This is a genomic window from Mitsuaria sp. PDC51, from assembly GCF_900113225.1.
GTDB lineage: Bacteria > Pseudomonadota > Gammaproteobacteria > Burkholderiales > Burkholderiaceae_C > Roseateles.
Window position 1 is genome coordinate 498487 of record NZ_FOZE01000002.1, and the last position, 22214, is coordinate 520700.

A 22214-nucleotide genomic window follows, 5' to 3' on the forward strand; every position below is an offset into this window, starting at 1 on the left:
CAGCCATCGAGCCGGAAGACCGGCCCGAGACAGGAGAAACGAACACATGTCCAACAGCCTTGCATTGAAGGTGCGCGATCCCTGGTCCCTGGTGCCGTCGCTCGGCAACCTGGATGCGTACATCACGGCGATCAACCGCGTCCCGCTGCTGACGGCCGAGGAAGAAAAGGACTACGCCACGCGCCTGAAGGAAAAGGGCGACGTGGAAGCGGCCGGCCGGCTGGTGCTGTCGCACCTGCGCCTGGTGGTGTCGATCTCGCGCCAGTACCTGGGCTACGGGCTGCCGCAGGGCGACCTGATCCAGGAAGGCAACGTCGGCCTGATGAAGGCGGTCAAGCGCTTCGACCCGGACCAGAACGTGCGCCTGGTGTCGTACGCCATGCACTGGATCAAGGCCGAGATCCACGAGTACATCCTGAAGAACTGGCGCATGGTCAAGGTCGCGACGACCAAGGCGCAGCGCAAGCTGTTCTTCAACCTGCGCTCGATGAAGCATGCGCTGAAGGAAGGCGCCGAGAACCAGCAGCGCGCGTCGCTGACCGAAAGCGAGATCGCCCGCGTGGCGGAGGAGCTCAACGTCAAGCGCGAGGACGTGCTGGAGATGGAGACGCGCCTGTCCGGCGGCGACGTGGCCCTGGAGCCTCAGACCGACGATGACGGCGAGACCTTCGCGCCGATCGCCTACCTGGCGGACGACACGCAGGAGCCGACCCGCGTGATCGAGTCGCGCTCCCGCGACCGCCTGGCCAGCGACGGCCTGCAGCAGGCGCTGGAGGTGCTGGATCCGCGCAGCCGCCGCATCGTCGAGGAGCGCTGGCTGAAGGTGAACGACGACGGCTCGGGCGGCATGACGCTGCATGAACTGGCCGCCGAGTACGGCGTCTCCGCCGAGCGCATCCGCCAGATCGAGGTCGCGGCGATGAAGAAGATGCGCAAGGCGATGGTCGCCGAGACCGCCTGAGCCCTCCTGAGCCCTTCTGACGGCGGCCCGCTGGCGACCGTCGCCAGCACCACGAGAAAGGCCCCGCGATGCGGGGCCTTCTTCATTGCGGGGTCGCGCTCACTGGCCGGCGATCAGCGCCTTGATGTCCGACATCAGCGCCGTCGCCCCCGCGCCATACCGGGAGAACACCCGCACCCGCCCCTGCGGGTCGAACAGGAAGCTCGCGGCGGTGTGGTCCATCGTGTAGCTGTCGGGCGTCTTGCCGGGGACCTTGGCGTAGTAGATCTTGAACTCCTTGGCCACGTCCTTGAGCTGCTCGGGCGAGCCGCGCAGCGCGACGAAGCCCGGGTCGAAGCTCTCCAGGTAGGCCTTGAGCAGTTCCGGCTTGTCCCGCTCGGGGTCGACGGTGATGAACACGCCCTGCACCTTGTCGCCATCGGCGCCCAGCGCCTTCTTCACCTGTGCCAGTTCGGCCAGCGTCGTCGGGCAGACGTCGGGGCACTGGGTGAAGCCGAAGAACACGACCACCACCTTGCCCTTGAAGTCCTCGAGGGTGCGGGTGCGGCCGTTCTGGTCCGGCAGGCTGAAGCCGCGCGCATAGGCCGCGCCGGTCAGGTCCACGCCCTGGAAGCTGGCCTTGGGCGCCGAGGAGAAACCCAGCTTGTCGCAGCCCGCCAGCAGCGCCGCGCCCACCGCGCCGAGGGCGCCCAGTCCGAGAAAACGTCGCGAGATCATCAGCACATCCGATCCGTAGGAAGGTCGCCAGCGCGCGGGTCCGCGGCTCAGCCGAGCCAGGGACTGAGGTAGTGATCCAGCAGCAGCGCACCGAACAGCAGCGACAGGTGCAGGATCGAGAACAGGAAGGTCTTGCGCGCCAGCGCCTCCGAATAGGCCTTCCAGAGCTTGAACGCGTGATGGCAGAACATCAGGCCGAGCACGATCGCCGCGGCCAGGTAGAGCCAGCCGCTCATGCCGGTGAGGAAGGGCAGCAGCGTCGCCGCGAACAGGATCCAGGTGTAGAGGAAGATCTGCAGCCGCGTGAAGGCGTTGCCGTGCGTCACCGGCAGCATCGGCAGGCCGGCCTTGCGGTAGTCCTCGCTGCGGTACAGCGCCAGCGCCCAGAAGTGCGGCGGCGTCCACAGGAAGATGATCAGGCACATCAGCCAGGCCTCGGCGCCCAGCTCGCCGCGCATCGCGGCCCAGCCCAGCACCGGCGGCATCGCGCCCGAGGCGCCGCCGATCACGATGTTCTGCGGCGTCATCGGCTTGAGGATGACGGTGTAGACGATGGCGTAGCCGACGAAGGTGGCGAAGGTCAGCCACATCGTCAGCGGGTTCACCAGCAGGTACAGGATGGCCGAGCCCAGCGCGCACAGCCCGGCCGAGAACAGCAGCGTCTGGTTGCGGCTGAGCTCGCCGCGCGCGGTGGGGCGCCAGGCGGTGCGCTTCATCTTGGCGTCGATGTGCTGCTCGATCAGGCAGTTGAAGGCCGCCGCGGCGCCCGCCACCAGCCAGATGCCGGCCGTGCCGGCGATCAGCCGCACCCACTCGTCGCCCTGCGGCAGCCCGGGAATCGCCAGCGCCATGCCGATGACCGCGCAGAACACGATCAGCTGCACGACCTTGGGCTTGGTCAGTTGGTAGAACTGCCACCAGCGGGAGGGCATGGCGGCCTGCGTCGCGGAACTCATTTCGAACCCATCGTCAGGAGGCCGGCGCGCTGCGCCGCCGGCTCGATCACGGTCGACGATCTGCCGGCACGCAGCCGCGCCAGCAGGATCGCGCACATCAGCAGCAGCGCCGCGGCGCCGCCGGTATGGGCGAGCGCGGCCACCAGCGGCCAGCCCAGCACCACGTTGGACAGCCCGGAGGCCAGCTGCCATCCGCCCACCGCCAGCAGGCGGCGCGCCCAGCGGCGGCCTTCGCCGCCGGCGCCCTGGCCGCCCGGGCCGCTCTGCCCGTCCTGGCGCCACAGCGCCCAGGCCAGCGCCAGCAGCGCCGCGAACACCACCATCGCGCCGGCGCGATGCGCCAGGTGGATGGCGGTCAGCGCCTCGAAGGGCAACCAGTCGCCATGGGCGCCGCGCCCCAGTTCGCGCCACAGCGTGAAGCCGTGCTGGAAGTCGGTCGGCGGCAGCCATTGCCCCTGGCAGGTCGGGAAATCCTGGCAGGCCAGCACCGCATAGTTCGTGCTGACCCAGCCGCCCAGCGCCACCTGCGCGATCGCCAGACCGGTGAAGGCCAGCACCGCCCGCCGCAGACCGGCCGGCCAGCGCAGCGGCTTGGGCGCGTAGGACTCCGCCTGCCAGGCCAGCAGCATCAGCAGGCCCAGCGCCAGCAGCAGGTGCAGGGTGACGATCGCCGGGAACAGCTTCATGGTCACGGTCCAGGCGCCGAAGAGCCCCTGCACCAGCACCCACGCGAGCGACAGCGTCGCCCACCAGGGCGAGGGCGTGGCCTCGCCGGTGCGGCGGCCGCGCCACCAGACCCACCAGCTCAGCCCGGCCAGCACGACCAGCAGGAAGCCGACCCCGCCCGCCATGTAGCGGTGCAGCATCTCCATCCAGGCCTTGCCGTGCGTCACCGGGCCGGTGGGCATCGCCGTCTGCGCGGCGAGGATCTCGGCCTTCGCCCCGATCGGCGAGGCGCTGCCGTAGCAGCCCGGCCAGTCGGGGCAGCCCAGGCCGGAATCGGTCAGCCGCGTCAGCGCGCCGATCAGGATCAGGTCGAAGGTGAGGAAGGTCGCCAGCACCGTCAGCGCGCGCAGCCGCCGCGCGGCCGTGTCGCCGCGGTGGCGCCATTGCCACGCGAGCAGCGGCACCGCGCCGACGAGCGCGGCCATCGCCAGCAGCTCCAGCAGCGGCTCGAAATCGAAACCGATCGCCAATCCGTTCATGCGCGCGGGTCCTGTTCCTTGCGATCGTCAGCGGCCCGGCTGGTCCCAGCCGGCGTTGGCGCGCATCAGGCGCTCCAGGTCCTTCTTCACCGCGGACGGTTCCGGCGTCGCCGGCGTGCGCAGCATCCAGCGCCCCATCGGGTCGACCAGGAACAGGTGCTCGCCCATCCGGTGCCCGGGCGCGGCCATCAGCCAGGCCTCGATCCCGGCGCGCGGCGCGCGCAGCACCGTTGCCGGCGCGCCATGCGCCGTGAGCGCGTCGATCTGCGCTGGCGTCAGCGCGACGTCGTCCGGCACCAGCACCAGCTTGTCGAGCCGGTCGCGGTCCTTGCCCAGCATCTCGCGCAGCTGACGCTGCATGAACAGCATGCGCTCGCAGCCCTCGTCGCAGGCGCGGTCCGGCACGTAGGTCAGCAGCCACTGGCCGTGGAGCGAGGCGGCGGCCACCGGCGCGCCCTTCAGGTCGGTCAGCGCCAGCGAGGGCGGCAGGTCGCGCGTGGGCTGGATCAGGTCGCCGTAGGCGCGGCCGCGCAGGTCCAGCACGTAGAAGCTGAAGTAGGACGCGACCACCGGCGCGGCGCAGACCAGCAGCACCAACCACAGCGTCCAGCGCGAGCGCTTGGGAGGGTCGAGGTCGGGCATCGGCACCGAGTGCACCGCCAGCGTCACCGGGCCGTCCGGCGGCAGCGGCGTGTCGACCGGCGCGGGGGCCGCGTCCTGGCCGTGCGTGCCGCCGTCGTGGCCGCCGTGGCCGTCATTGCGCTCGTCACGCATGGCGCTGCTCATCGGCGGATTCGTCGGCGCGGGCGGCTCGGCCAGCCCGATGGGGAGCGAGGACTTGGAACCAGACATAAAGACCCAGGATCAGCGCCGCGAGCGCAAACCATTGAAACGCGTACCCGTAATGCTTGTGGACGTCGACGGCCGGCGGTGGCCAGTGGCGGCGCAGGCCGTCCGCGCCATCTGCACCGTTCACGCCGCCCGCGCCCGGCGCGGCGCCCGTCGCCCCGTCCGGCTCCGTCTGGAGCAGCACCAGCGGCAGCAGCCGCAGGCCCGTCTCGGCCTGGAAGGCCGCGAGGTCGACATTCTGCCGGATCGGCCCCCCTTGCGCGTCCTGCCCCAGCGCATAGGCGCGCGATGCCGACAGCGCCAGCCGGCCGGCGATCCGCACATCGCCCGTGGGCGTGGCCACCGGCGGCAGCGCCTCGCGCCGCGCGGCATTGCGGGGCGCCCAGCCGCGCTGGACCAGGATGGCCTCGTCGCGGCCGGCCAGTTTCAGCGGCGTCACGACGTAGAAGCCGGTGTGGCCGTCCATCACCCGGTTGTCGAGGTAGACCGTGTGCGCCACGTCCCAGCGCCCGGCGAGGTCGGCGCGGCGATGCTCGAGCCCCGGCGCGGGCGGCTCGGCCGCGGACGGCAGCGCGGCGGTCGCCAGCGGTGCCTCCCGGCCGCGTTCGTCGATCGCCCGTTGCATCGCCTTTTTCTGGTCGGCGCGATCGAGTTGCCAGACACCGAGTGCGAGCGCCGCCGCCACGCCGGCCAGCGTCGCGATCACCACGACGCCATGCCGCCTTCGGGGCCGGCCCGATGGCTGGGTCGGGTCGCGGTGGGAATAATCGTCCGCCATGAAAGTCATCGTCCTCATCGCGTTCATCGGCATCCTGGGCGCGCTGTTCTCCGCCGGCGTCCTGATGCTGCGCAAGCAGAAGGGCAAGGCCACCATGGCCCGCGCGCTGGCGGTGCGCGTCGGACTGTCGGTGGCGCTGTTCCTGTTCATCCTCTTCAGCGCCTGGATGGGCTGGATCCATCCGACCGGGCTGCCCCTTGGCAAGTGACCGGCAAGTGACCGGCAAGTGACCGGTCGAAAACACAAAGCGCCGCTTCGAGCGGCGCTTTGTCGTTCAGCGGCGGACCGCGCCGGTCCGCGCGATCACATCCAGTAGACGATGACGTACAAGCCCAGCCAGACCACGTCCACGAAGTGCCAGTACCAGGCCGCGCCCTCGAAGCCGAAGTGGCGCTCCGGCGTGAAGTGGCCCTTCATCAGCCGCAGCGTGATGAACAGCAGCATCAGCATGCCCACGAACACGTGGAAGCCGTGGAAGCCGGTCAGCATGAAGAAGGTCGAGCCGAAGATGCCCGAGCTCAGCTTCAGGTTCAGCTCCTGGTACGCATGCCAGTACTCGTAACCCTGGAAGCACAGGAACACGAAACCCAGCAGCACCGTCGCCCACATCCAGCCGATCGTCTTGGCGCGCTGGCCGGCGATCAGCGCATGGTGGGCGATCGTCAGCGTCACGCCGGAGGTCAGCAGCAGCGCGGTGTTGATCGTGGGAATCGGCCACGGACCCATCGTCGAGAACGGATCCACCGTGCCCGCCGGCGAGGCCGTCGCGCCGGCCGCCACGCTGGGCCACAGGCCGTTGAAGTCGGGCCACAGCAGCGCGTTGTCCAGGCTGCCCAGCGTCGGAATGCTGTAGCCGCGCGACCAGAACAGCGCCCCGAAGAACGCGGCGAAGAACATCACCTCCGAGAAGATGAACCAGCCCATGCTCCAGCGGAAGGACAGGTCGATCCGGTCGCTGTACTGGCCGCTCTCGCTCTCGTGGATCGCGTCGCCGAACCACTGCTTCAGCGTGAAGGCCCACCACAGCAGGCCGAACAGCAGCGACCACTTGCCCCAGTCGTGGCCGTTGACCCACTGCCCCGCGCCCAGGATCACCCAGAACAGGCCGAAGGCGGCCATCGCCGGGTGCCGGGACGGGCCGGGCACGAAGTAATAAGGCTGATTGCCATGAGTCGTCGTTGCCGACATGCGTTCTTCTCCTCGAACTCAGTTCTCAGTTCATTGCCGCACCGCTGCTTACCACCCAGCGGACCAGCAGGATCAATCCCAGCACGAACAGGACCGCCGCGAGCACCCCCGCCACGATCACGTGCAGCGGATTGAGCTGCGACACATCCTGCTCGTAGTCCGAGCCCTTCCTCACGCCGAAGAAGGACCAGGCCACCGCCCGCAGCGTGCCCAGGAAGGATCCGCGGCGCTGCATCGCCCGCTTCAGATCCTCGCCCGGCTTGAGCTCGTCGGCCATCGTCGTTTCCACCGTCCGGCGTTCAGGCGCTCAGGCGCCCGGCCGTCCCTTCGGATCCACCGGCGCCGCCGCCTGCGCCTTGCCCTTCCCCGCCACCTCGAAGAAGGTGTACGACAGCGTGATCGTGCGCACGTCCTTCGGGATCTTGGGGTCGATGACGAACACCACCGGCCATTCCTTCTGCTCGCCCGGCTTGAGCGTGTATTCGTTGAAGCAGAAGCACTCCAACTTGTTGAAGTAGGGCGTCGCCTGCTTGGGCGCGTAGCTCGGGATCGCCTGCGCCGACATGGTCCGCTGCTGGATGTTCTGGAAGGTGTACATCACCGTCGTCAGCTCGCCCGGGTGGACCGTCAGGTGGCGCTTGGCCGGCTTGAAGTCCCACGGGCCGCGGGCGTTGGCGTCGAACTCGATCGTGATCTGGCGGCTGTAGTCGATCTGCGTGTTCTTCACGTCCTCGGCGCGCACCGCATGCTGGCGCTCGGACAGCGACAGCACGTTGATGCCCAGCGCCGTGCAGATCGCGCGGTACATCGGCACCAGCGCATAACCGAAGCACGACATCACCGCCACCACGACCAGCAGCTTGCCGGTCATCCGCAGGTTCTCCCGGCGGATCCAGGCGGCGAGCTTGCTGGCGGGCGGGCTGCTCATGGCGATCTCGGGGCGATCGGGGCCGGCGCGTTCAGGTCGCGCCGTACAACGCGATCTTGGCCACGAAGCCGATCGCGAAGACGGCGGCCACGCTGGCCAGGATCAGCGCCAGGCGCAGGTTGCTCTTGCGTTGCTCGGGCGTCGGGGCCATCGCTGCCACTCCTCCTTCGCGGCGCTCAGCCGATGATCCGGGTCGCGGTGACGTCCAGCTTGGGCGGCGTCTCGAAGGTGTGGAACGGCGCCGGCGACGGCACTTCCCACTCCAGGCCCTCGGCCGCTTCCCAGGGCTTCTGCGGCGCCTTGGCGCCCTTGCCCCGCATCATCGGGATCACGACGAACACGAAGAAGTAGACCTGCATCAGCCCGAAGCCGAAGGCGCCGATGGAGGCCAGCGCGTTGAAGTCGGCGAACTGCATCGGGTAGTCGGCATAACGACGGGGCATGCCGGCCAGGCCCAGGAAGTGCATCGGGAAGAAGGTCACGTTGAAGGTGATCAGCGAGCCCCAGAAGTGGATCTTGCCGCGCGTCTCCGAGTACATGACGCCGGTCCACTTCGGGCCCCAGTAGTAGACGCCGGCGAACAGCGCGTACAGCGAGCCCGCCACCAGCACGTAGTGGAAGTGGGCCACGACGTAGTAGGTGTCCTGGATCTGGATGTCGATCGGCGCCATCGCGCAGATCAGGCCGGTGAAGCCGCCCATCGTGAACACGAAGATGAAGCCCACCGCCCACAGCATCGGGGTCTCGAAGGTCATCGAGCCGCGCCACATCGTCGCCAGCCAGTTGAAGATCTTCACGCCGGTGGGCACCGCGATCAGCATGGTCGCGTACATGAAGAACAGTTGGCCCGTCACCGGCATGCCGGTGGCGAACATGTGGTGCGCCCACACGATGAAGGACAGGATCGCGATCGAGGCGGTCGCGTACACCATCGAGGCGTAGCCGAACAGCCGCTTGCGCGCGAAGGCCGGGACGATCTGGCTCACGATGCCGAAGGCCGGCAGGATCATGATGTAGACCTCGGGGTGGCCGAAGAACCAGAAGATGTGCTGGTACATCACCGGGTCGCCGCCGCCCGAGGGCGTGAAGAAGCTGGTGCCGAAGTGGCGGTCCGTCAGCGTCATCGTGATCGCGCCGGCCAGCACCGGCATCACGGCGATCAGCAGGTAGGCGGTGATCAGCCAGGTCCACGCGAACATCGGCATCTTCATCAGCGTCATGCCGGGGGCCCGCATGTTGAGGATGGTCACGATGATGTTGATCGAGCCCATGATCGAGGACGCGCCCAGGATGTGCATCGCGAAGATGCCGGCGTCCATCGACGGGCCCATCTGCAGCGTCAGCGGCGCGTAGAGCGTCCAGCCCGCGGCGGGCGCGCCGCCGGGCATGAAGAACGAGCCCACCAGCATGAGGGCCGCGGGGATCATCAGCCAGAAGCTGAAGTTGTTCATCCGCGCGAAGGCCATGTCGGACGCGCCGATCTGCAGCGGGATCATCCAGTTCGCGAAGCCGACGAAGGCCGGCATGATCGCGCCGAACACCATGATCAGCCCGTGCATGGTGGTGAACTGGTTGAACAGTTCCGGATTGAAGAACTGCAGGCCCGGCTGGAACAGCTCGGCACGGATGCACAGCGCCAGGGTGCCGCCGATCATCAGCATCGTGAAGCTGAACAGCAGGTACAGCGTGCCGATGTCCTTGTGGTTGGTCGCGAAGACCCAGCGCCGCCAGCCCGTCGGGGCATGGTGGTCGTGGTGATCGTCATGGTCATGGGCATGACCGGTCGGGTGGTCGAGCACTGCACTCATGTCAAATCCTCGGTGGCTGCCCGTCCCCGGGGGACGGGCTGGCGTTCAAACGCGTTCCTGCGGTCGGTGGATCAGGCGGCGCGCCTCACTTGGCGCGCTCGGCCACGACTTCCGCGGGCTGGATCAACTGGCCGGTCTTGTTGGACCAGGCGTTCTTCGTGTAGGTCACGACGGCGGCGATCTCGCTGTCCTTCAGCACGCCCTTCCAGGCCGGCATCTGGCCCTTGCCGTTGAGCACCAGGTGCAGCTGCGCGGCGTGGTCCTCGGCCTTGACGATGGCCGAGCCGTCCAGCGCCGGGAACTGGCCCGCGCCCTTGCCGTCGGCCTTGTGGCAGACCGCGCAGTTGGCGTCGAACAGCTTCTGGCCGCGGGCCATCAGCTCGTCCATCGTCCAGACCTTGCTCGGGTCGTCGGCCTTGGCGGCGATCTTCTTCATCTCGCCGTCGACCCACGCGGAATAGTCCTTGGCGCTGAGCACCTTGACGTGGATCGGCATGTAGGCGTGCTCCTTGCCGCAGAGCTCGGCGCACTGGCCGTAGAAGTCGCCGGTCTGCTCGGCCTTGAACCAGGTGTCGCGCACGTAGCCGGGGATCGCGTCCTGCTTGACGCCGAAGGCCGGCACCATCCAGGCGTGGATGACGTCGTCGGCGGTGGTGATGATGCGGATCTTCTTGCCCACCGGCACCACCAGCGGGTTGTCCACCTTGAGCAGGTAGTTGTCGACCGAGCCGGGGTGGCCGGAATCCGACAGGGCGCGGTGCGAGGCGTCCAGCGTCGAGACGAAGCCGATGCCCTCGCCCTCGCCCTTGAGGTAGTCGTAGCCCCACTTCCACTGGTAGCCGGTGGCCTTGATGGTGAGGTCGGAGTTGGTGGTGTCCTTCATCGCCACGACGACCTTGGTCGCGGGCAGCGCCATCAGGATGACGATGATGAAGGGCACGATGGTCCAGGCGATCTCGACCTTCACGCTCTCGTGGAAGTTCGCGGACACCGCGCCCTTGGACTTCCGGTGCTTGAAGATCGAATAGAACATGACCCCGAACACGGCGATGAAGATCGCCAGGCACAGGATCAGCATCATGTTGTGGAGCCACATCTGCTCATGCGCGATCTTGGTGACCGGCGGATGCAGGTTCAGCTGGTTGACGGCCGGACCTCCGGGGAGGTCGTTGACCGCCAAGGCGACCTGGCTGGCCAGCGCGGCCGTCAGGCCGAACGCGAGCTGGCTGCAGCGGCGCCCCAGTTGCACACAACTGTGTTCAATCGTCATGGTCGTCTCTTTATCCAGTCTTTCTCAAGCTCTTGTCACCCGGGTCTCCTCCAGGCGGCTTCGGCGCTCGAGCCCGCTTGTAGCGCGGGCTTCGGCGCCAAGCGGTGGCGGAAACCTACGGGGCCAGCAGACGTACTCCAGTCGGGCGCGGATTCTAGCCCACCCCTCTGGCGCACTATGACCGCCCCCAGAGGGCCGAACGGCCCAGGATTACCCTCAGACAGAGGGGCCCTCGCCCTCTGTCGCGACACCGTCACGCGAGCCCTAGCCGAGGCCGCGCGCGATGGGGGTCAGTGTTTGCCCGCGCCGCGGACCATGGCCCGCATCTGCTCGAGCGACACCTCGGTGGTGGCCGCGACCTTCACCTTCGGCTGGGGCTTGAACGCATGACCGTAGACCAGCTCGATGCTCAGCGACAGCCGGCCGTCGGCGCCGCGCAGCGACTCGAGCGCGCGCAGCAGCCGCGCGCGCCAGGCCTTCGTGCGCAGACCGCGCGCGCGGGCCGGTGCGAGGTTGCCGCCGAGTGCGCGCAGATCGCGCAGCAGGTCCTCGGGCGAGCCCCAGGTCAGGCGCAGGTGCTCCTGGTCCATCACCGGATCGGCGAAGCCGGCGTGCACCAGCATGTCGCCCAGGTCGTGCATGTCGACCCAGTCCGGCGCCGGGACGCCCCAGCCCTCGCGCGCGAAGACCGGACGCAGCTCGATGAAGCTGTCCGGCCCCAGGCACGAGAACATCAGGCAGCCCTCGACCGCCAGGCCGGCCTGCCAGCGCTTCATCAGCGCCGGCTTGTCGGCCTCGGCATGCAGTTCCATGTTGGACCACGCCAGCTGCGCCGCGGCCGCGGGCGGCTCCGCGACCAGCTCCGTCGGCGCGCCGCCGCGCAGCTTGTCCATCACCGATTGCATGAAGCCGCGCTTGAGGCGCTGCTGCAGCAACGCGCGGACGTCGGCATCGGGTTCGAGCCAGAGCTGCGTCGCTTGCGGATAGTGCTGGCGCAGGCCCGCGTCGCCGCCGCCGATGGAGGGGCGGCTCTGCAGCACCGCGGTGGGTTGCAGGCGGATCACCGGGAGCCGGTCCAGCATGCGCGTGGCAACCTCCTGGTGCAGCCAGGGCGCGTCCTCGGACGCGGCCAGGCGACGACGCTGCCGTTGCGCCGCGCCCGCATCGATCTGCTGTGTGCCCGGCGGCAAGGCCTCATCTCCAGTCATGGGGCGCGATTGTAGGTGGGCATGCTTGACCCGATCCGGCGCCGGCCTTTGACGCGATCCCCGATGGCGTGCGGTATCGCGCGGATCGCGCGGGCCGGTCGGGCCTTCGCGGCGGTCATGGGGATGAGGGCGCGCAAGGCGATTAAAGCGCTCAAGGCACTCGTGGCGATCAAGGCGCCCAAGGCGCTCGCGGCGCGCCCCGGCGGCCCGTGGCGGTGGCCCGGTCAATGCGCGCTGTGCCGCCGCTGGTGTCGCGGTGGCACCTGCGCGGATTGCGACGCGCTGCATTCCCCCGATGCCCATCCGCGCTGCGCGCTCTGCGCCCTGCGGCTGCCACCGGGAGCCGCGGCGGCCGGCGCGCCCGATCCCCGTTCGCTGCGCTGCGGCGCTTGCGCGCGCCGGCCGCCGCCGTTGTCGCGCTGCGTGGCGGCCATGGATTACGCCTTTCCCTGGGACCGGCTGCTGCTGGCGCTCAAGTTCGGCGAGCAGCTCGAAGTGGCGCCGCTGCTGGCCGGACGGCTGTCGCTCGCGCTCGCACGCGCCGGCATCGACGCGCCCGACCTGATCCTGCCGGTGCCGCTGTCGGCGGAGCGGCTGCGCGAGCGCGGCTACAACCAGGCGCACGAGATCGCCCGGCGGCTCGCGCGGCCGCAGGGGACGGGCGAGGTCGAGCGACAATCGCGCCTTTGCGCCCGGACGCTGCTGCGCCTGCGCGACACCCCCCAGCAGGCGCGGCTGCCGCTGGACGAGCGCCGGCGCAACCTGCGCGGCGCGTTCGTGGTGCTCAAGCCGGTGCGCGGGCTGCGGGTCGCGATCGTCGACGACGTCATGACCAGCGGCGCCACGCTGCACGAGGCCGCGCTCGCGCTGCGCCGCGCCGGCGCGGCGGACGTCCAGGCCTGGGTGGTCGCGCGCACGCCGTAGTCCTCAACGAAAGAGCGAAAGAGCCTCGCCCCATGTTCAACATCGTGCTGGTCCATCCGGAGATCCCGCCCAACACCGGCAACGTGATCCGGCTCGCGGCCAACACCGGCTGCCGGCTGCACCTGATCGAGCCGCTGGGCTTTTCGATGGAGGACCGGCTGCTGCAGCGCGCCGGCCTGGACTATCACGAGTACGCGCCGGTGCTGCGGCACGCGGACTGGGCGCGCTTCCTGGCGACGGAACAGCCGGACCCGACGCGCCTGTTCGCGTTCACCACGCGCGGCAGCCGCCTGCTGCCGACGGTCGCGTTGAAGCCGGGCGACTGGCTGGTCTTCGGCTGCGAGACCTCCGGCCTGCCGCCGGCGCTGCGCGATGGTTTCCCGCTTGAACAGCGCGTGCGGCTACCGATGCGCGAAGGCCAACGCAGCCTGAACCTCAGCAACGCGGTGGCGGTGGCGGTCTTCGAAGGCTGGCGGCAGAACGGCTACGCGGACGGCGTCTGAGCCAGGCGCTCACTCGCGCTCGAGCTTCAACTGCTTGATCAAGGCGCCCCAGCGCTGGCGCTCGTCGCGCATCAGGCTGTCCAGCCCTTCCGGCGAGGTGCCGGCGGCGCTGAAGAACAGCGGTAGCAGCTCGCGCCGGAAGGCCTCGCCGCGGACGATGCGGACCACCTCGTCCGACAGCCGCCGCACGATCGCCTCTGGTGTGCCGGCCGGCGCCAGCAGCGCCTGCCACGAGGTGGCCTCGAAGCCGGGATAACCGGATTCGGCCACGGTCGGCAGCTCCGCGAGCGCGCCGAAGCGGCCGGCGCTGGTCACCGCCAGCGCCTTCAGCTTGCCGGCCCGCACCTGCGGCATCGCGATGGCGGGCACCATGAAGCCGGCGTGGATCTGGCCCGCGAGCATCGCGCTGACGACCTGCGGGAACCCGGCATACGGCACGTGGACCATCGCCAGGCCAGCACGAGCAATGAACGAGGCCATCGCCAGATGCGCGGCGCTGCCGTTGCCGACGCTGCCGTAGTTGAGTTCACCGGCGCGCCGCCTAGCCAGCGCGACGAACTGCGCGAGCGTCTCCACGCCCAGCGACGGCGGCACGACCAGCACGTTCGGCGAGCTGGCGATGAAGCTCACCGAGCGCAGCTCGCGCTGCGGGTCGTAGGGCAACGACTTCGCCAGCAGCGGCGCGGTGATCAGCGGTCCCTGGATGGTGAACAGCAGCGTGTGGCCATCGGGCGCGGCCTTCGCGACCGCGCCGGTGCCGATGTTGCCGCCCGCGCCCGGCTTGTTGTCGACGACCACCGGCTGGCCGAGCGTGTGCGCGAGCGGCTCGGCGAGGTAGCGGGCCACCAGGTCCGGCGAGCTGCCCCCCGGGAAAGGGACGACGAGGCGGATCGGTCGCGACGGCCAAGAGCCGGCGTTGCCGGCAGTCCCGGCGGCGATCGCACCAGCCGGCATCAGGCCAAGGCCGGTGCCCGCCGCCGTCGTGGTTGCCGCCGCGACCGCGGCGAGCAGGTCGCGCCGCTTCATGAGTCCGCTCATGCCATGGTCCTCATGCGCCGCACCGACATGTCCCACCCAGCGCGCCTCACCATTCGGACTTGGCCTGGCGGCCCATCAGCGCGTCCAGGGCCTCGTGCGGCGTCAGCCGGCCTTCGAGCACCTCGACGACCGCCGCGGTGATCGGCATGTCGACGCCAGCCCCGCGCGCCCGCGCCAGCACCGTCGGCGCGCTGTAGACGCCCTCGGCGACATGGCCCAGCTTGGCGAGGATGGCGGGCAGGTCCAGGCCCTCGGCTAGCAGCAGGCCGACGCGACGGTTGCGCGACAGATCGCCGGTGGCCGTCAGCACCAGGTCGCCCAGGCCAGCGAGCCCGAGCAGCGTCTCCGGCTGCGCGCCCAGCGCGAGCGCGAGCCGCTGCATCTCCGCCAGGCCGCGCGTGATCAGCGCGGCGCGGGCGTTGAGGCCGGGCCCCTGCCCGCCCTGCACCTGCGCGACCAGCCGCAGGCCATCGGCGATCCCCACGGCGATCGCCATCACGTTCTTGACGGCGCCGCCCACCTCGACGCCGACCGGATCGGCCGACGAGTACACGCGCAGCCGCTCGCTGTGGAAGGCCGACACGCCCAGCTGCGCCAGCGCGGCATCGCCCGAGGCGGACACCAGCGCCGTCGGCTGGCCGGCCGCCACTTCCTGCGCGAAGCTGGGACCCGACAGGACGCCGGTGGCCAGCCGCGGCGCGACCTCGCGGGCGATCTCGTGGCCGAGCAGGCCGGTGCCGGCCTCGAAGCCCTTGCACAGCCACAGCGCGCGCGCGCCATCGGGCAGCCTCGCCAGCATGCCGCGCAAGCCCGACATCGGCGTCGCGATCACGATCAGGCCGTCACGGCCGTGCGCCAGCGCGGCCTCGAGGTCGTCGGTCAAGCCGAGCGTCGCGGGCAGCGCCGCATCCGGCAGGTAGCGGTCGTTGCGGCCGGCGGCGCGCATCGCGGCGATGGCGCCGGCGTCACGCGCCCACAGCCGCAGGTCGTGACGCGCGCTCGCGGCGATCGCCAGCGCCGTGCCCCAGGCACCGGCGCCGAGCACGCTGATCTTCATGCGCGGAGCAGTCATGGTCGGTCAGGGAGAACGAGGTGGAAGCGCCCGCAATGCAACACGCCGGCCGGCGGACAGGTCCGCGGGGCCGGCGTGCTCGTGGGCCCCGGGGATCAGTTCGGGATGGCTTCGCCGTTGGACTGGCCGGCGGCGGCCATCTGGGCTTGCTGGGCCTCGAACATGGCCTGGAAGTTCACTTCCGTCAGCATCACCGGCGGGAAGCCGGCGCGCGTGCAGACGTCGGAGACGATCGCGCGCAGGTAGGGGTAGATCATCTGCGGGCAGACGATGGCCAGGATGCCTTCGAGCTGGTCCTGCGGCAGGTTGCGGATCTCGAAGATGCCGGCCTGCTTGGCCTCGATCAGGAACAGGGTCTTGTCCTGCACCGTGGTCGTGACGGTGGCGGTGACGCTGACCTCGAAGAGGCCCTCGGCCACCGGCTCGGCGGCCAGCGAGAGCTTGATGTCGACCTGCGGCTGGGCCTGCTCCAGCAGGATCGCCGGGGCGTTGGGCTGCTCCAGCGACAGGTCCTTCAGGTACATGCGCTGGATCTGGAACACGGGAGCGTTGTTGTCGTCGGCCATGGGGGTCATCCAAATGAAAAGGCCCGCCAGCGGCGAGCCGTGGCGGGCATTATGACCGAGCGCTCATGACCGCCCGGTGAGGGAATTCCGGAAGCCGCCGGGCGGCGTCCCGGGACCGGCCTCAGGCCTGCAGCAGCGGCTGCAGGCCGCCGCGCTGGTCCAGCGCGATCAGGTCGTCGCACCCACCGACATGGGTGTCGCCAATGAAGATCTGCGGCACCGTGCGGCGCCCCGTCAGCTGGATCATCGAATCGCGCTGTGACGGATCCAGGTCCACCCGCACTTCCTCGATCTGATCCACGCCCCGCTGCTTGAGCAGGGACTTGGCCCGCACGCAGTACGGGCAGACCAGGGTCGTATACATCTTCACGGCGGCCATCGCCAATCTCCAAAGTCGAATCGAGCGTCCGGTGGACCGGCAAACCGGGTGCCGGCGCGGCTGCCAGGGCGATCAGGCCGCGGACTTCTCGACGGGCAAACTCGCTTCGCGCCAGGCGGCCAGACCGCCCTGGACCGCGACCGCGTTCGCGTAGCCCTGTTTCTGCAGGATGCCAGCGGCGCGCTGCGCGCGTGCGCCGGTCTTGCACATCAGCACCACCGGCAGGGCCTTGTTGCTGGGCAGTTGCTTGGCCGGCAGTTCGGTGCCAGTGAGCGTCGACAGCGGCACGTTGCGGGCGCCGTTGGCATGGCCGGCCGCGTACTCGGCGGGCTCGCTGACATCGATCAGCACGCCCTTCTCGCGGTTGACCAGGCGCACCGCCTCGGCGGTCGCCACGCCGCCCGCCTTGCCGCGCAGCGAGGGCCACAGCAGCAGGCCGCCCGAGGTGAGCGCGGCCAGCACGAGATACCAGTTTTCGATCAGGAACTTCAAGGCGGGGCCCGTGGGATGAATCCAAAAGCTGCGGATTATAGGAAGGCCGGGGGCCGCGGCGGCCCCCGGCGCTCAGGCCAGCTTGAAGGTCGAGACTGCCGACTGCAGCGCCCGCGCCTGCTGTTCCAGGCTGTTGGCCGCCGCGGCCGCCTGCTCCACCAGCGCCGCGTTCTGCTGCGTCATCTGGTCCAGCTGCACCACCGACTCGTTGACATGGCCGATGCCCTGACTCTGCTCGGCGGACGCCGCGGTGATCTCGCTGATGATGTCCGAGACCCGCTGCACGCTGGCCACGATCTCCTCCATCGTCGCGCCGGCGTCCTGCACCAGGCGCGAGCCCGACTCGACCCGCGCCACACTCGCGCCGATCAGGGTCTTGATCTCGCGCGCGGCTTCCGCGCTGCGCTGGGCCAGCGAGCGCACCTCGCCGGCCACCACCGCGAAACCGCGCCCCTGCTCGCCGGCGCGCGCGGCCTCGACCGCGGCGTTCAGCGCCAGGATGTTGGTCTGGAAGGCGATGCCGTCGATGACGCCGATGATGTCGCCGATCTTGCGCGAGCTCGCGCTGATCTCGTCCATCGTCGAGACCACCTGGCCCACCACCTCGCCGCCCTTCTTCGCGACGGTGGCGGCGCTGCCCGCGAGCTGGTTGGCCTGGCTGGCCGCGTCGGCGCTCTGGCGCACGGTCTCGGTCAGCTGCTGCATGTTGGAGGCCGTCTGCTCCAGCGAGCCGGCCTGCTTCTCGGTGCGCACCGACAGGTCCTGGTTGCCGGCCGCGATCTCGCGCGAGGCCACCGTCATCGAGTCGGTGCCGCTGCGCACGTCGCTCACGATCGCCGACAGGCCCTGCGACATGTCACGCACCGCCCCCAGCAGGCTGGACTCGGCGCCCGGTGCCACCACGATGGTTTGCGACAGGTCGCCGCCGGCCATCTGGCGCATCACGTCGCGGGCATATTCGGGCTCGCCGCCGAGCTGGCGCCACACGCTGGCGATCAGCAGCCACGATCCCGCGCCCAGGCAGACGACCACGATCAGGCCGCTCAGCACCGTCGCCCACAGGCCCGAGCCGACGCCCTGCTCCGCGCGCGCCAGCGTGCCGTCGAAGGTGGTCCTGGCATCGGCGCGGGCGTCGCCCAGCGTCTGCTCCAGCGCCTTCTGCGCGGCCTGCATCTTGGGAATGGCGCCCGCCTGGTCGCCCTGCTTGATGCCGAGGAACAGCTGCGCGGTCTCGACCGAGGCGGCGTAGTAGGCCTCGAAGCCGCTCTCCAGCCGGGCGCCGGCATCGGCGCGCCCCGGGATGGCCTTGATCGAGGCGATCACCTTGCGCATCGCGGTGGCGCGCTCGGCGGCCTCGTCCAGGCGCTTCTTCTCGCCCTCGGCGACCGCGGACTGGATCGTCCCGCCCAGCGCCTCGAGCTGCGCGGCCACCTGGTTGGTGGCCACCAGATACGGATAGTCGGCCTCGCCCAGCGCGTGGATGGCGCCCGAGGTCCGCGACGAAAAGAACAGCACCACCGCGATGCCCACCGCGAAGACGATCGCCGCCAGCACCGGCAGCATCGCGATACGGGTCTTCAAGTTCATGCCTGACTCCAATTCATCCTGTGTCTCCAACGACCTCCCCGGGTCGATGGCGCCCCACCCTCCCACGACGGCGAGGCGGGCGGGCGGCCGGAGCCGCCCGCCGCCGGCGTCAATCGACGCTCAGCACCACCTTCACCGAGCCGTCGACGGCCGACTTCTCGATGTAGCCGATCGCATCGGCATTGGCCGCGACGAACTTCTTCACGTCGGCCGAGCTGCCCAGCTCCTTGGGCGGCGTGCCCTTGCCCGAGAACACCAGGCGCGACCAGGCGGCCTTCACCTGGGCCGAGGACTTGCCGGTGGCCTTCGAATAGAAGTGCTCGCGCGCCGCGGCGCTTTCCGGCAAATCGACGGCCTGGGCGGCGCCGCCGCTGGGCAGCTGGTTGGACTTGCCCAGGAAGATGCTCGCGACCTGGTCGGCGCTCATCGAGGCGACCGGGCTCTTCGGATTGACCACGACGGCGACCTGCGCCTGCGCGGCCACGGCGGCGACCAGCATCGCGGCGCCGATGAGGGGCTTGATCATGTTGAACTGCATGAGGGTCTGTGCTCCGCTCAGAACACGAAGTCGACGGCGACGCTGTAGACGCCGACGCGCTCGTTGTTGAAGCCCGGCTGGACGTTGTAGAACTGGCCGGCGCCGGTGGTCTTGATGCTGTCGTACTGGGCCTTCACCGCGACGTTGCGCCAGGCATCCCAGCGCACGCCGACGGCGATGGTCTTCTGCGGCGTGCTCTGCGCGGCGGTGACCGCGTCGACGACGGCACGCAGCGGCAGGCCACCCACGACCACCGTGCCCGGGATCGTGTTGTTGACGTTGCTGCTGTCGGTCTTCTGCTGCGACAGCGTCGCGTACGGCGTGAACTTGCCGACGCGGTAGCCGACCGTCGTGTACCAGCCGGTGGTGTCCGGCACGAAGGAATCGTTGCGGCGCTTGGTGTACTCGGCGGCGACGACCCACTGGCCTTCGTCATAGCTCAGGCCCACGCCGGAGAAGCTCGCATCCTTGTCGGTCGGGTCGATCTCGTTGCCGACCGAGGCGAACGGCGTCTGGCGCAGCGCGCCGACCAGCGAGCTCACCGTGGTGCTGTGCGCGGTCAGCTTGCCCTGCGCATGGCCCACGCGCAGGTTCAGGCCGTCGGCCAGCTCGACGGTGGCGTTCACGCCGACCATCTTCTTGAGCTCGAGCTTGGTCTGGCGCACGTAGGACGAGCTTTCGCCGCCGAAGACCTGCAGCGAGACGCTCTTGCCGGCGACCTGGGTGCTCCAGTTGACGTCGACGCCGTCGAAGTGGCTCACCGGCACCTGGCCGTAGACGTCGATCGGCGGACGCAGCCAGGTGTTGGCATAACCGACGTCGCGGAAGTCGGACACCGCGAAGAACGGCGCGCCCATGCGGCCGGCGCGGATCGCCAGGCCCGGCGTGGCCTGCCACTTGGCGAAGGCCCACTCGACCTGCGGCGTCCAGTCGCCCTTGCCGGTCTGCTTGGTCAGCACCTGCGCGGTCGCGGAAAACTGCGCATTGAACTTGGCCGTGCCCTGCAGGCCCAGCTTCGAATCGACTTCGCCGCTCAGCGACTTGTCGGCGCCATGGACCTGGCCCGGGATGACGTACTCGGCGCCATTCCTGGTCGTGCCCGTCAGGCCGACCGTGCCGAAGCCGGAGAACGAGAACATCGATTCCGACTGGCCCTGCGCCTGCGCGCCAAATGCCAGCAGCGCCAGCGCCACCGGCGCCAGTCGCAAGCTCTTCACCACCATCATTGCAAGTACTCCTGTACAGCGTGAATGCCCAACGTGGGCGTGTTCTTTTTTCGAACCAAACTTGGGCGCCCGATACGCCTTTCGCCCGGTGCGAAAGCAGTTGTCGGCGCTCCGGAAGGCTTCTTGAGACGGGGGCCCTGGAGGGCTGCCTCTAGAATCCGCCGGGCCTGCCGGAACCCGGCCAAACCTCACGAAACCCAAGACCCATGTACAAGCTCGTGCTGATTCGCCATGGCGAATCGACCTGGAATCTCGAGAACCGCTTCACCGGCTGGACCGACGTGGATCTGACGCCCACCGGGGTGGAGCAGGCCAAGCAGGCGGGCCGTCTGCTGAAGGAAGCGGGCGTCGACTTCGACGTGGCCCACACCTCCGTGCTCAAGCGCGCCATCTGGACCCTGTGGCATTGCCTGGACCAGATGGACCGCCAGTGGCTGCCGGTGCGGCACAGCTGGCGCCTGAACGAACGCCATTACGGCAGCCTTCAGGGGCTGAACAAGGCGGACATGGCCAAGCAGTACGGCGACGAGCAGGTGCTGGTCTGGCGCCGCAGCTATGACACCCCGCCGCCGGCGCTGGAAGCCTCGGACCCGCGCAGCGAGCGCGGCGACATCCGCTATGCCGGCCTGCAGCCGTCGGACATTCCGCTGACCGAGTGCCTCAAGGACACCGTGGCCCGCGTGCTGCCCTACTGGAACGAACAGATCGCACCCGCCATTCTGTCGGGCCAGCGCGTGCTGATCGCGGCCCACGGCAACTCGATCCGGGCCCTCGTGAAGTATTTGGACGGCATCGCCGACGAAGACATCGTTGGCGTGAATATTCCCAACGGCATCCCGCTGGTGTACGAGCTGGACAAGGACCTGAAGCCCATCAAGAGCTATTACCTCGGCGACGCCGAGGCTGCGGCCAAGGCGGCCGCGGCGGTGGCCAACCAGGGCAAGGCCTGAAGCTCCAGGCCTGACGTCTCGGCCTGATGCCGCCGGCCGCCCGGCGGCCCTCTATTTGCGGCGCAGCGCGGTCGCGAGCAGCTCCGCGATGCAGACCGCGTTGGTCTCGTGCGGGACCGCGTTGCTGCTCCAGATGTGACGCACGCCGGCCGCGCGCAGTGCCGGCAAAGCATCGCCGTTGAACAGCGCATGCGTCACGGCGACATCCACGCTGGCCGCGCCGCGCTCGAGCGCCTCGCGCGCCGCGCCGATCAGCGTCCGGCCGGTCGAGGCCATGTCGTCCAGCAGCACGACCGAGCGTGCGCGCACATCCAGTTCGGGAAACGCCAGCTGCACCTGCGTGTCGCCGAAGCGCACCTTGCGGCCGATCGCATGCTCGAGCTTGCCGGCACGCGCCGCCTCGGCGACCCACTGCCCCGACTCCTCATCCGGTCCGACCAGCACCGCGCCCGGCACCTGCACGGCGATGAAGCGCCCGAGCTGCGCCGCCGCCGACAGCGCAACGCCACGCCCGCGTGGCATCACCTCATCCAGGCTGGCGATCCGGTGCAGGTGCGGGTCGACAGTCACCACGCGGTCAAACTGCGTCGACAGCAGCGCCGCGATGTGACGCTGGCTGACCGCCTCGCCCGGCGTGAACTCCATGTCCTGCCGCATGTAGGCCAGATAAGGCGCGACCAGCATCAGATGCCGCACGCCCCAGCCCCGCGCGGCCGGCGCGGCGATCAGCAGCTCGACCAGACGGTCGTTGGGCTGATGCTGCATCCCGCGCAGCACGATGACGTCACTCGGCAACGGCTTGGGCAGCACCACCCGCGTCTCCCCATCCGGGAAACGATGTCGCGTGATGACCCCCATCGGGCGGCCCAACTCCCTGGCCAGCCGCGTGGCCAGGTCCTGTTCGTCGTCGAAGCACAGCAGCATCGGCGGATCCTCGCATCAAACCGCGCCCGGAGGGCATGCGGCATTCCCGCTGATGGGCGATTGGAGGTGCCGGCGATGGGGCGGGAGCAGGCGCTCCTTGGCGCGGCTGGGGGCTGAAGCTGGGGGTGAGGCCGACTACCTGCCATC

General features: G+C 69.6%; 26 protein-coding genes. 5 read left to right on the plus strand and 21 right to left on the minus strand.

All coding sequences use genetic code 11. The annotated features are described in order from the left end of the window. Nucleotides 1-46 precede the first annotated feature (46 nt). The gene (gene rpoH, locus BM393_RS13620) at nt 47-961 is read left to right on the plus strand and encodes an RNA polymerase sigma factor RpoH (RefSeq protein WP_091726835.1); all 915 of its coding nucleotides are present in this window, start codon (nt 47-49) and stop codon (nt 959-961) included. 99 nt (nt 962-1060) lie between these two features. On the opposite strand, the gene BM393_RS13625 is transcribed toward rpoH, so the two are convergent. The 5 genes from BM393_RS13625 to BM393_RS13645 are packed head-to-tail and all read right to left on the minus strand — an operon-like array spanning nt 1061 to nt 5499. Beyond that, nucleotides 1061-1678: an SCO family protein gene (locus BM393_RS13625; RefSeq protein WP_091731470.1), complete on the minus strand. Its 618-nt coding sequence runs from the start codon at nt 1676-1678 to the stop codon at nt 1061-1063. A 47-nt stretch (nt 1679-1725) separates the two neighbouring features. Beyond that, on the minus strand, nt 1726-2634 hold the full coding sequence (gene cyoE / locus BM393_RS13630; RefSeq protein WP_091726838.1) for a heme o synthase: 909 nt from the start codon (nt 2632-2634) through the stop codon (nt 1726-1728). Beyond that, on the minus strand, nt 2631-3839 hold the full coding sequence (locus BM393_RS13635) for a heme A synthase (protein WP_091726842.1): 1209 nt from the start codon (nt 3837-3839) through the stop codon (nt 2631-2633). Before BM393_RS13635 ends, cyoE begins: the two co-directional genes overlap by 4 nt. A gap of 27 nt (nt 3840-3866) precedes the next feature. Continuing rightward, on the minus strand, nt 3867-4625 hold the full coding sequence (locus BM393_RS13640) for a hypothetical protein (protein WP_254783441.1): 759 nt from the start codon (nt 4623-4625) through the stop codon (nt 3867-3869). Further along, a complete protein-coding gene (locus tag BM393_RS13645; RefSeq protein WP_254783442.1) occupies nt 4606-5499 on the minus strand; it encodes an SURF1 family protein in 894 nt (297 codons plus the stop codon). Before BM393_RS13645 ends, BM393_RS13640 begins: the two co-directional genes overlap by 20 nt. On the opposite strand from BM393_RS13645, the gene BM393_RS13650 reads away from it, so the two are divergent. Next, entirely contained in the window at nt 5465-5674 is a 210-nt protein-coding gene (locus BM393_RS13650) for a DUF2909 domain-containing protein (protein ID WP_091726850.1), read from the plus strand. The genes BM393_RS13645 and BM393_RS13650 overlap by 35 nt on opposite strands. Before the next feature lie 95 nt (nt 5675-5769). Here BM393_RS13650 and BM393_RS13655 read toward each other — a convergent pair whose 3' ends face one another. The 7 genes from BM393_RS13655 to BM393_RS13680 form a co-directional block, all read right to left on the minus strand. After that, nucleotides 5770-6654 carry a cytochrome c oxidase subunit 3 gene (locus BM393_RS13655; protein ID WP_091726853.1) on the minus strand — a complete coding sequence of 295 codons (885 nt, stop codon included), beginning with the start codon at nt 6652-6654 and terminating at the stop codon, nt 5770-5772. Between the two features lie 25 nt (nt 6655-6679). Beyond that, entirely contained in the window at nt 6680-6931 is a 252-nt protein-coding gene (locus BM393_RS13660) for a DUF2970 domain-containing protein (RefSeq protein WP_091726857.1), read from the minus strand. Nucleotides 6932-6961: 30 nt separating this feature from the next. Then, on the minus strand, nt 6962-7582 hold the full coding sequence (locus BM393_RS13665) for a cytochrome c oxidase assembly protein (RefSeq protein ID WP_091726861.1): 621 nt from the start codon (nt 7580-7582) through the stop codon (nt 6962-6964). A 31-nt stretch (nt 7583-7613) separates the two neighbouring features. Continuing rightward, nucleotides 7614-7733: a cytochrome oxidase small assembly protein gene (locus BM393_RS25960; protein WP_217648442.1), complete on the minus strand. Its 120-nt coding sequence runs from the start codon at nt 7731-7733 to the stop codon at nt 7614-7616. A 25-nt stretch (nt 7734-7758) separates the two neighbouring features. Next, nucleotides 7759-9390, minus strand: coding sequence for a cytochrome c oxidase subunit I (gene ctaD / locus BM393_RS13670; RefSeq protein ID WP_091726864.1), 1632 nt, complete (start codon nt 9388-9390; stop codon nt 7759-7761). 85 nt (nt 9391-9475) lie between these two features. After that, nucleotides 9476-10660: a cytochrome c oxidase subunit II gene (gene coxB, locus BM393_RS13675; RefSeq protein WP_091726867.1), complete on the minus strand. Its 1185-nt coding sequence runs from the start codon at nt 10658-10660 to the stop codon at nt 9476-9478. Between the two features lie 290 nt (nt 10661-10950). Next, nucleotides 10951-11868, minus strand: coding sequence for a biotin synthase (locus tag BM393_RS13680; RefSeq protein ID WP_254783443.1), 918 nt, complete (start codon nt 11866-11868; stop codon nt 10951-10953). A 123-nt stretch (nt 11869-11991) separates the two neighbouring features. On the opposite strand from BM393_RS13680, the gene BM393_RS13685 reads away from it, so the two are divergent. Both BM393_RS13685 and BM393_RS13690 read left to right on the plus strand, forming a co-directional pair. Beyond that, nucleotides 11992-12792: a ComF family protein gene (locus BM393_RS13685; RefSeq protein ID WP_091731483.1), complete on the plus strand. Its 801-nt coding sequence runs from the start codon at nt 11992-11994 to the stop codon at nt 12790-12792. Between the two features lie 32 nt (nt 12793-12824). Next, a complete protein-coding gene (locus BM393_RS13690; RefSeq protein WP_091726872.1) occupies nt 12825-13295 on the plus strand; it encodes a tRNA (cytidine(34)-2'-O)-methyltransferase in 471 nt (156 codons plus the stop codon). Nucleotides 13296-13304: 9 nt separating this feature from the next. On the opposite strand, the gene BM393_RS13695 is transcribed toward BM393_RS13690, so the two are convergent. From BM393_RS13695 to BM393_RS13730, 8 genes are all read right to left on the minus strand, one after another. After that, nucleotides 13305-14249 carry a Bug family tripartite tricarboxylate transporter substrate binding protein gene (locus BM393_RS13695; protein WP_404932663.1) on the minus strand — a complete coding sequence of 315 codons (945 nt, stop codon included), beginning with the start codon at nt 14247-14249 and terminating at the stop codon, nt 13305-13307. A 130-nt stretch (nt 14250-14379) separates the two neighbouring features. After that, nucleotides 14380-15390, minus strand: coding sequence for an NAD(P)H-dependent glycerol-3-phosphate dehydrogenase (locus BM393_RS13700; protein ID WP_091726879.1), 1011 nt, complete (start codon nt 15388-15390; stop codon nt 14380-14382). Nucleotides 15391-15500: 110 nt separating this feature from the next. Next, a complete protein-coding gene (gene secB, locus BM393_RS13705) occupies nt 15501-15971 on the minus strand; it encodes a protein-export chaperone SecB (protein ID WP_091726883.1) in 471 nt (156 codons plus the stop codon). A 121-nt stretch (nt 15972-16092) separates the two neighbouring features. Then, the gene (gene grxC, locus BM393_RS13710; protein WP_091726888.1) at nt 16093-16350 is read right to left on the minus strand and encodes a glutaredoxin 3; all 258 of its coding nucleotides are present in this window, start codon (nt 16348-16350) and stop codon (nt 16093-16095) included. Nucleotides 16351-16422: 72 nt separating this feature from the next. After that, on the minus strand, nt 16423-16842 hold the full coding sequence (locus BM393_RS13715; protein ID WP_091726892.1) for a rhodanese-like domain-containing protein: 420 nt from the start codon (nt 16840-16842) through the stop codon (nt 16423-16425). 72 nt (nt 16843-16914) lie between these two features. Next, nucleotides 16915-18429, minus strand: a complete 1515-nt coding sequence (locus BM393_RS26375) for a methyl-accepting chemotaxis protein (RefSeq protein ID WP_091726896.1) — start codon at nt 18427-18429, stop codon at nt 16915-16917. Nucleotides 18430-18538: 109 nt separating this feature from the next. Next, a complete protein-coding gene (locus BM393_RS13725; protein WP_091731487.1) occupies nt 18539-18955 on the minus strand; it encodes a hypothetical protein in 417 nt (138 codons plus the stop codon). A gap of 29 nt (nt 18956-18984) precedes the next feature. Then, nucleotides 18985-20193, minus strand: a complete 1209-nt coding sequence (locus BM393_RS13730) for a porin (RefSeq protein WP_091726901.1) — start codon at nt 20191-20193, stop codon at nt 18985-18987. A gap of 206 nt (nt 20194-20399) precedes the next feature. On the opposite strand from BM393_RS13730, the gene gpmA reads away from it, so the two are divergent. After that, complete coding sequence (gene gpmA / locus BM393_RS13735) at nt 20400-21143, plus strand: 2,3-diphosphoglycerate-dependent phosphoglycerate mutase (RefSeq protein ID WP_091726904.1); 744 nt, start codon at nt 20400-20402, stop codon at nt 21141-21143. Nucleotides 21144-21194: 51 nt separating this feature from the next. On the opposite strand, the gene BM393_RS13740 is transcribed toward gpmA, so the two are convergent. After that, nucleotides 21195-22067, minus strand: a complete 873-nt coding sequence (locus BM393_RS13740; protein ID WP_091726908.1) for a ribose-phosphate diphosphokinase — start codon at nt 22065-22067, stop codon at nt 21195-21197. Between the last annotated feature and the right edge of the window lie 147 nt (nt 22068-22214).

Coding starts and splice junctions, on each gene's coding strand:
- rpoH (WP_091726835.1), top strand. CDS start 47: ATGTCCAACAGCCTTGCATTGAAGGTGCGCGATCCCTGGTCCCTGGTG.
- BM393_RS13625 (WP_091731470.1), bottom strand. CDS start 1,678: ATGATCTCGCGACGTTTTCTCGGACTGGGCGCCCTCGGCGCGGTGGGC.
- cyoE (WP_091726838.1), bottom strand. CDS start 2,634: ATGAGTTCCGCGACGCAGGCCGCCATGCCCTCCCGCTGGTGGCAGTTC.
- BM393_RS13635 (WP_091726842.1), bottom strand. CDS start 3,839: ATGAACGGATTGGCGATCGGTTTCGATTTCGAGCCGCTGCTGGAGCTG.
- BM393_RS13640 (WP_254783441.1), bottom strand. CDS start 4,625: ATGAGCAGCGCCATGCGTGACGAGCGCAATGACGGCCACGGCGGCCAC.
- BM393_RS13650 (WP_091726850.1), top strand. CDS start 5,465: ATGAAAGTCATCGTCCTCATCGCGTTCATCGGCATCCTGGGCGCGCTG.
- BM393_RS13645 (WP_254783442.1), bottom strand. CDS start 5,499: ATGCCGATGAACGCGATGAGGACGATGACTTTCATGGCGGACGATTAT.
- BM393_RS13655 (WP_091726853.1), bottom strand. CDS start 6,654: ATGTCGGCAACGACGACTCATGGCAATCAGCCTTATTACTTCGTGCCC.
- BM393_RS13660 (WP_091726857.1), bottom strand. CDS start 6,931: ATGGCCGACGAGCTCAAGCCGGGCGAGGATCTGAAGCGGGCGATGCAG.
- BM393_RS13665 (WP_091726861.1), bottom strand. CDS start 7,582: ATGAGCAGCCCGCCCGCCAGCAAGCTCGCCGCCTGGATCCGCCGGGAG.
- BM393_RS25960 (WP_217648442.1), bottom strand. CDS start 7,733: ATGGCCCCGACGCCCGAGCAACGCAAGAGCAACCTGCGCCTGGCGCTG.
- ctaD (WP_091726864.1), bottom strand. CDS start 9,390: ATGAGTGCAGTGCTCGACCACCCGACCGGTCATGCCCATGACCATGAC.
- coxB (WP_091726867.1), bottom strand. CDS start 10,660: ATGACGATTGAACACAGTTGTGTGCAACTGGGGCGCCGCTGCAGCCAG.
- BM393_RS13680 (WP_254783443.1), bottom strand. CDS start 11,868: ATGACTGGAGATGAGGCCTTGCCGCCGGGCACACAGCAGATCGATGCG.
- BM393_RS13685 (WP_091731483.1), top strand. CDS start 11,992: ATGAGGGCGCGCAAGGCGATTAAAGCGCTCAAGGCACTCGTGGCGATC.
- BM393_RS13690 (WP_091726872.1), top strand. CDS start 12,825: ATGTTCAACATCGTGCTGGTCCATCCGGAGATCCCGCCCAACACCGGC.
- BM393_RS13695 (WP_404932663.1), bottom strand. CDS start 14,249: ATGCCGGCTGGTGCGATCGCCGCCGGGACTGCCGGCAACGCCGGCTCT.
- BM393_RS13700 (WP_091726879.1), bottom strand. CDS start 15,390: ATGAAGATCAGCGTGCTCGGCGCCGGTGCCTGGGGCACGGCGCTGGCG.
- secB (WP_091726883.1), bottom strand. CDS start 15,971: ATGGCCGACGACAACAACGCTCCCGTGTTCCAGATCCAGCGCATGTAC.
- grxC (WP_091726888.1), bottom strand. CDS start 16,350: ATGGCCGCCGTGAAGATGTATACGACCCTGGTCTGCCCGTACTGCGTG.
- BM393_RS26375 (WP_091726896.1), bottom strand. CDS start 18,429: ATGAACTTGAAGACCCGTATCGCGATGCTGCCGGTGCTGGCGGCGATC.
- BM393_RS13725 (WP_091731487.1), bottom strand. CDS start 18,955: ATGATCAAGCCCCTCATCGGCGCCGCGATGCTGGTCGCCGCCGTGGCC.
- BM393_RS13730 (WP_091726901.1), bottom strand. CDS start 20,193: ATGATGGTGGTGAAGAGCTTGCGACTGGCGCCGGTGGCGCTGGCGCTG.
- gpmA (WP_091726904.1), top strand. CDS start 20,400: ATGTACAAGCTCGTGCTGATTCGCCATGGCGAATCGACCTGGAATCTC.
- BM393_RS13740 (WP_091726908.1), bottom strand. CDS start 22,067: ATGCTGCTGTGCTTCGACGACGAACAGGACCTGGCCACGCGGCTGGCC.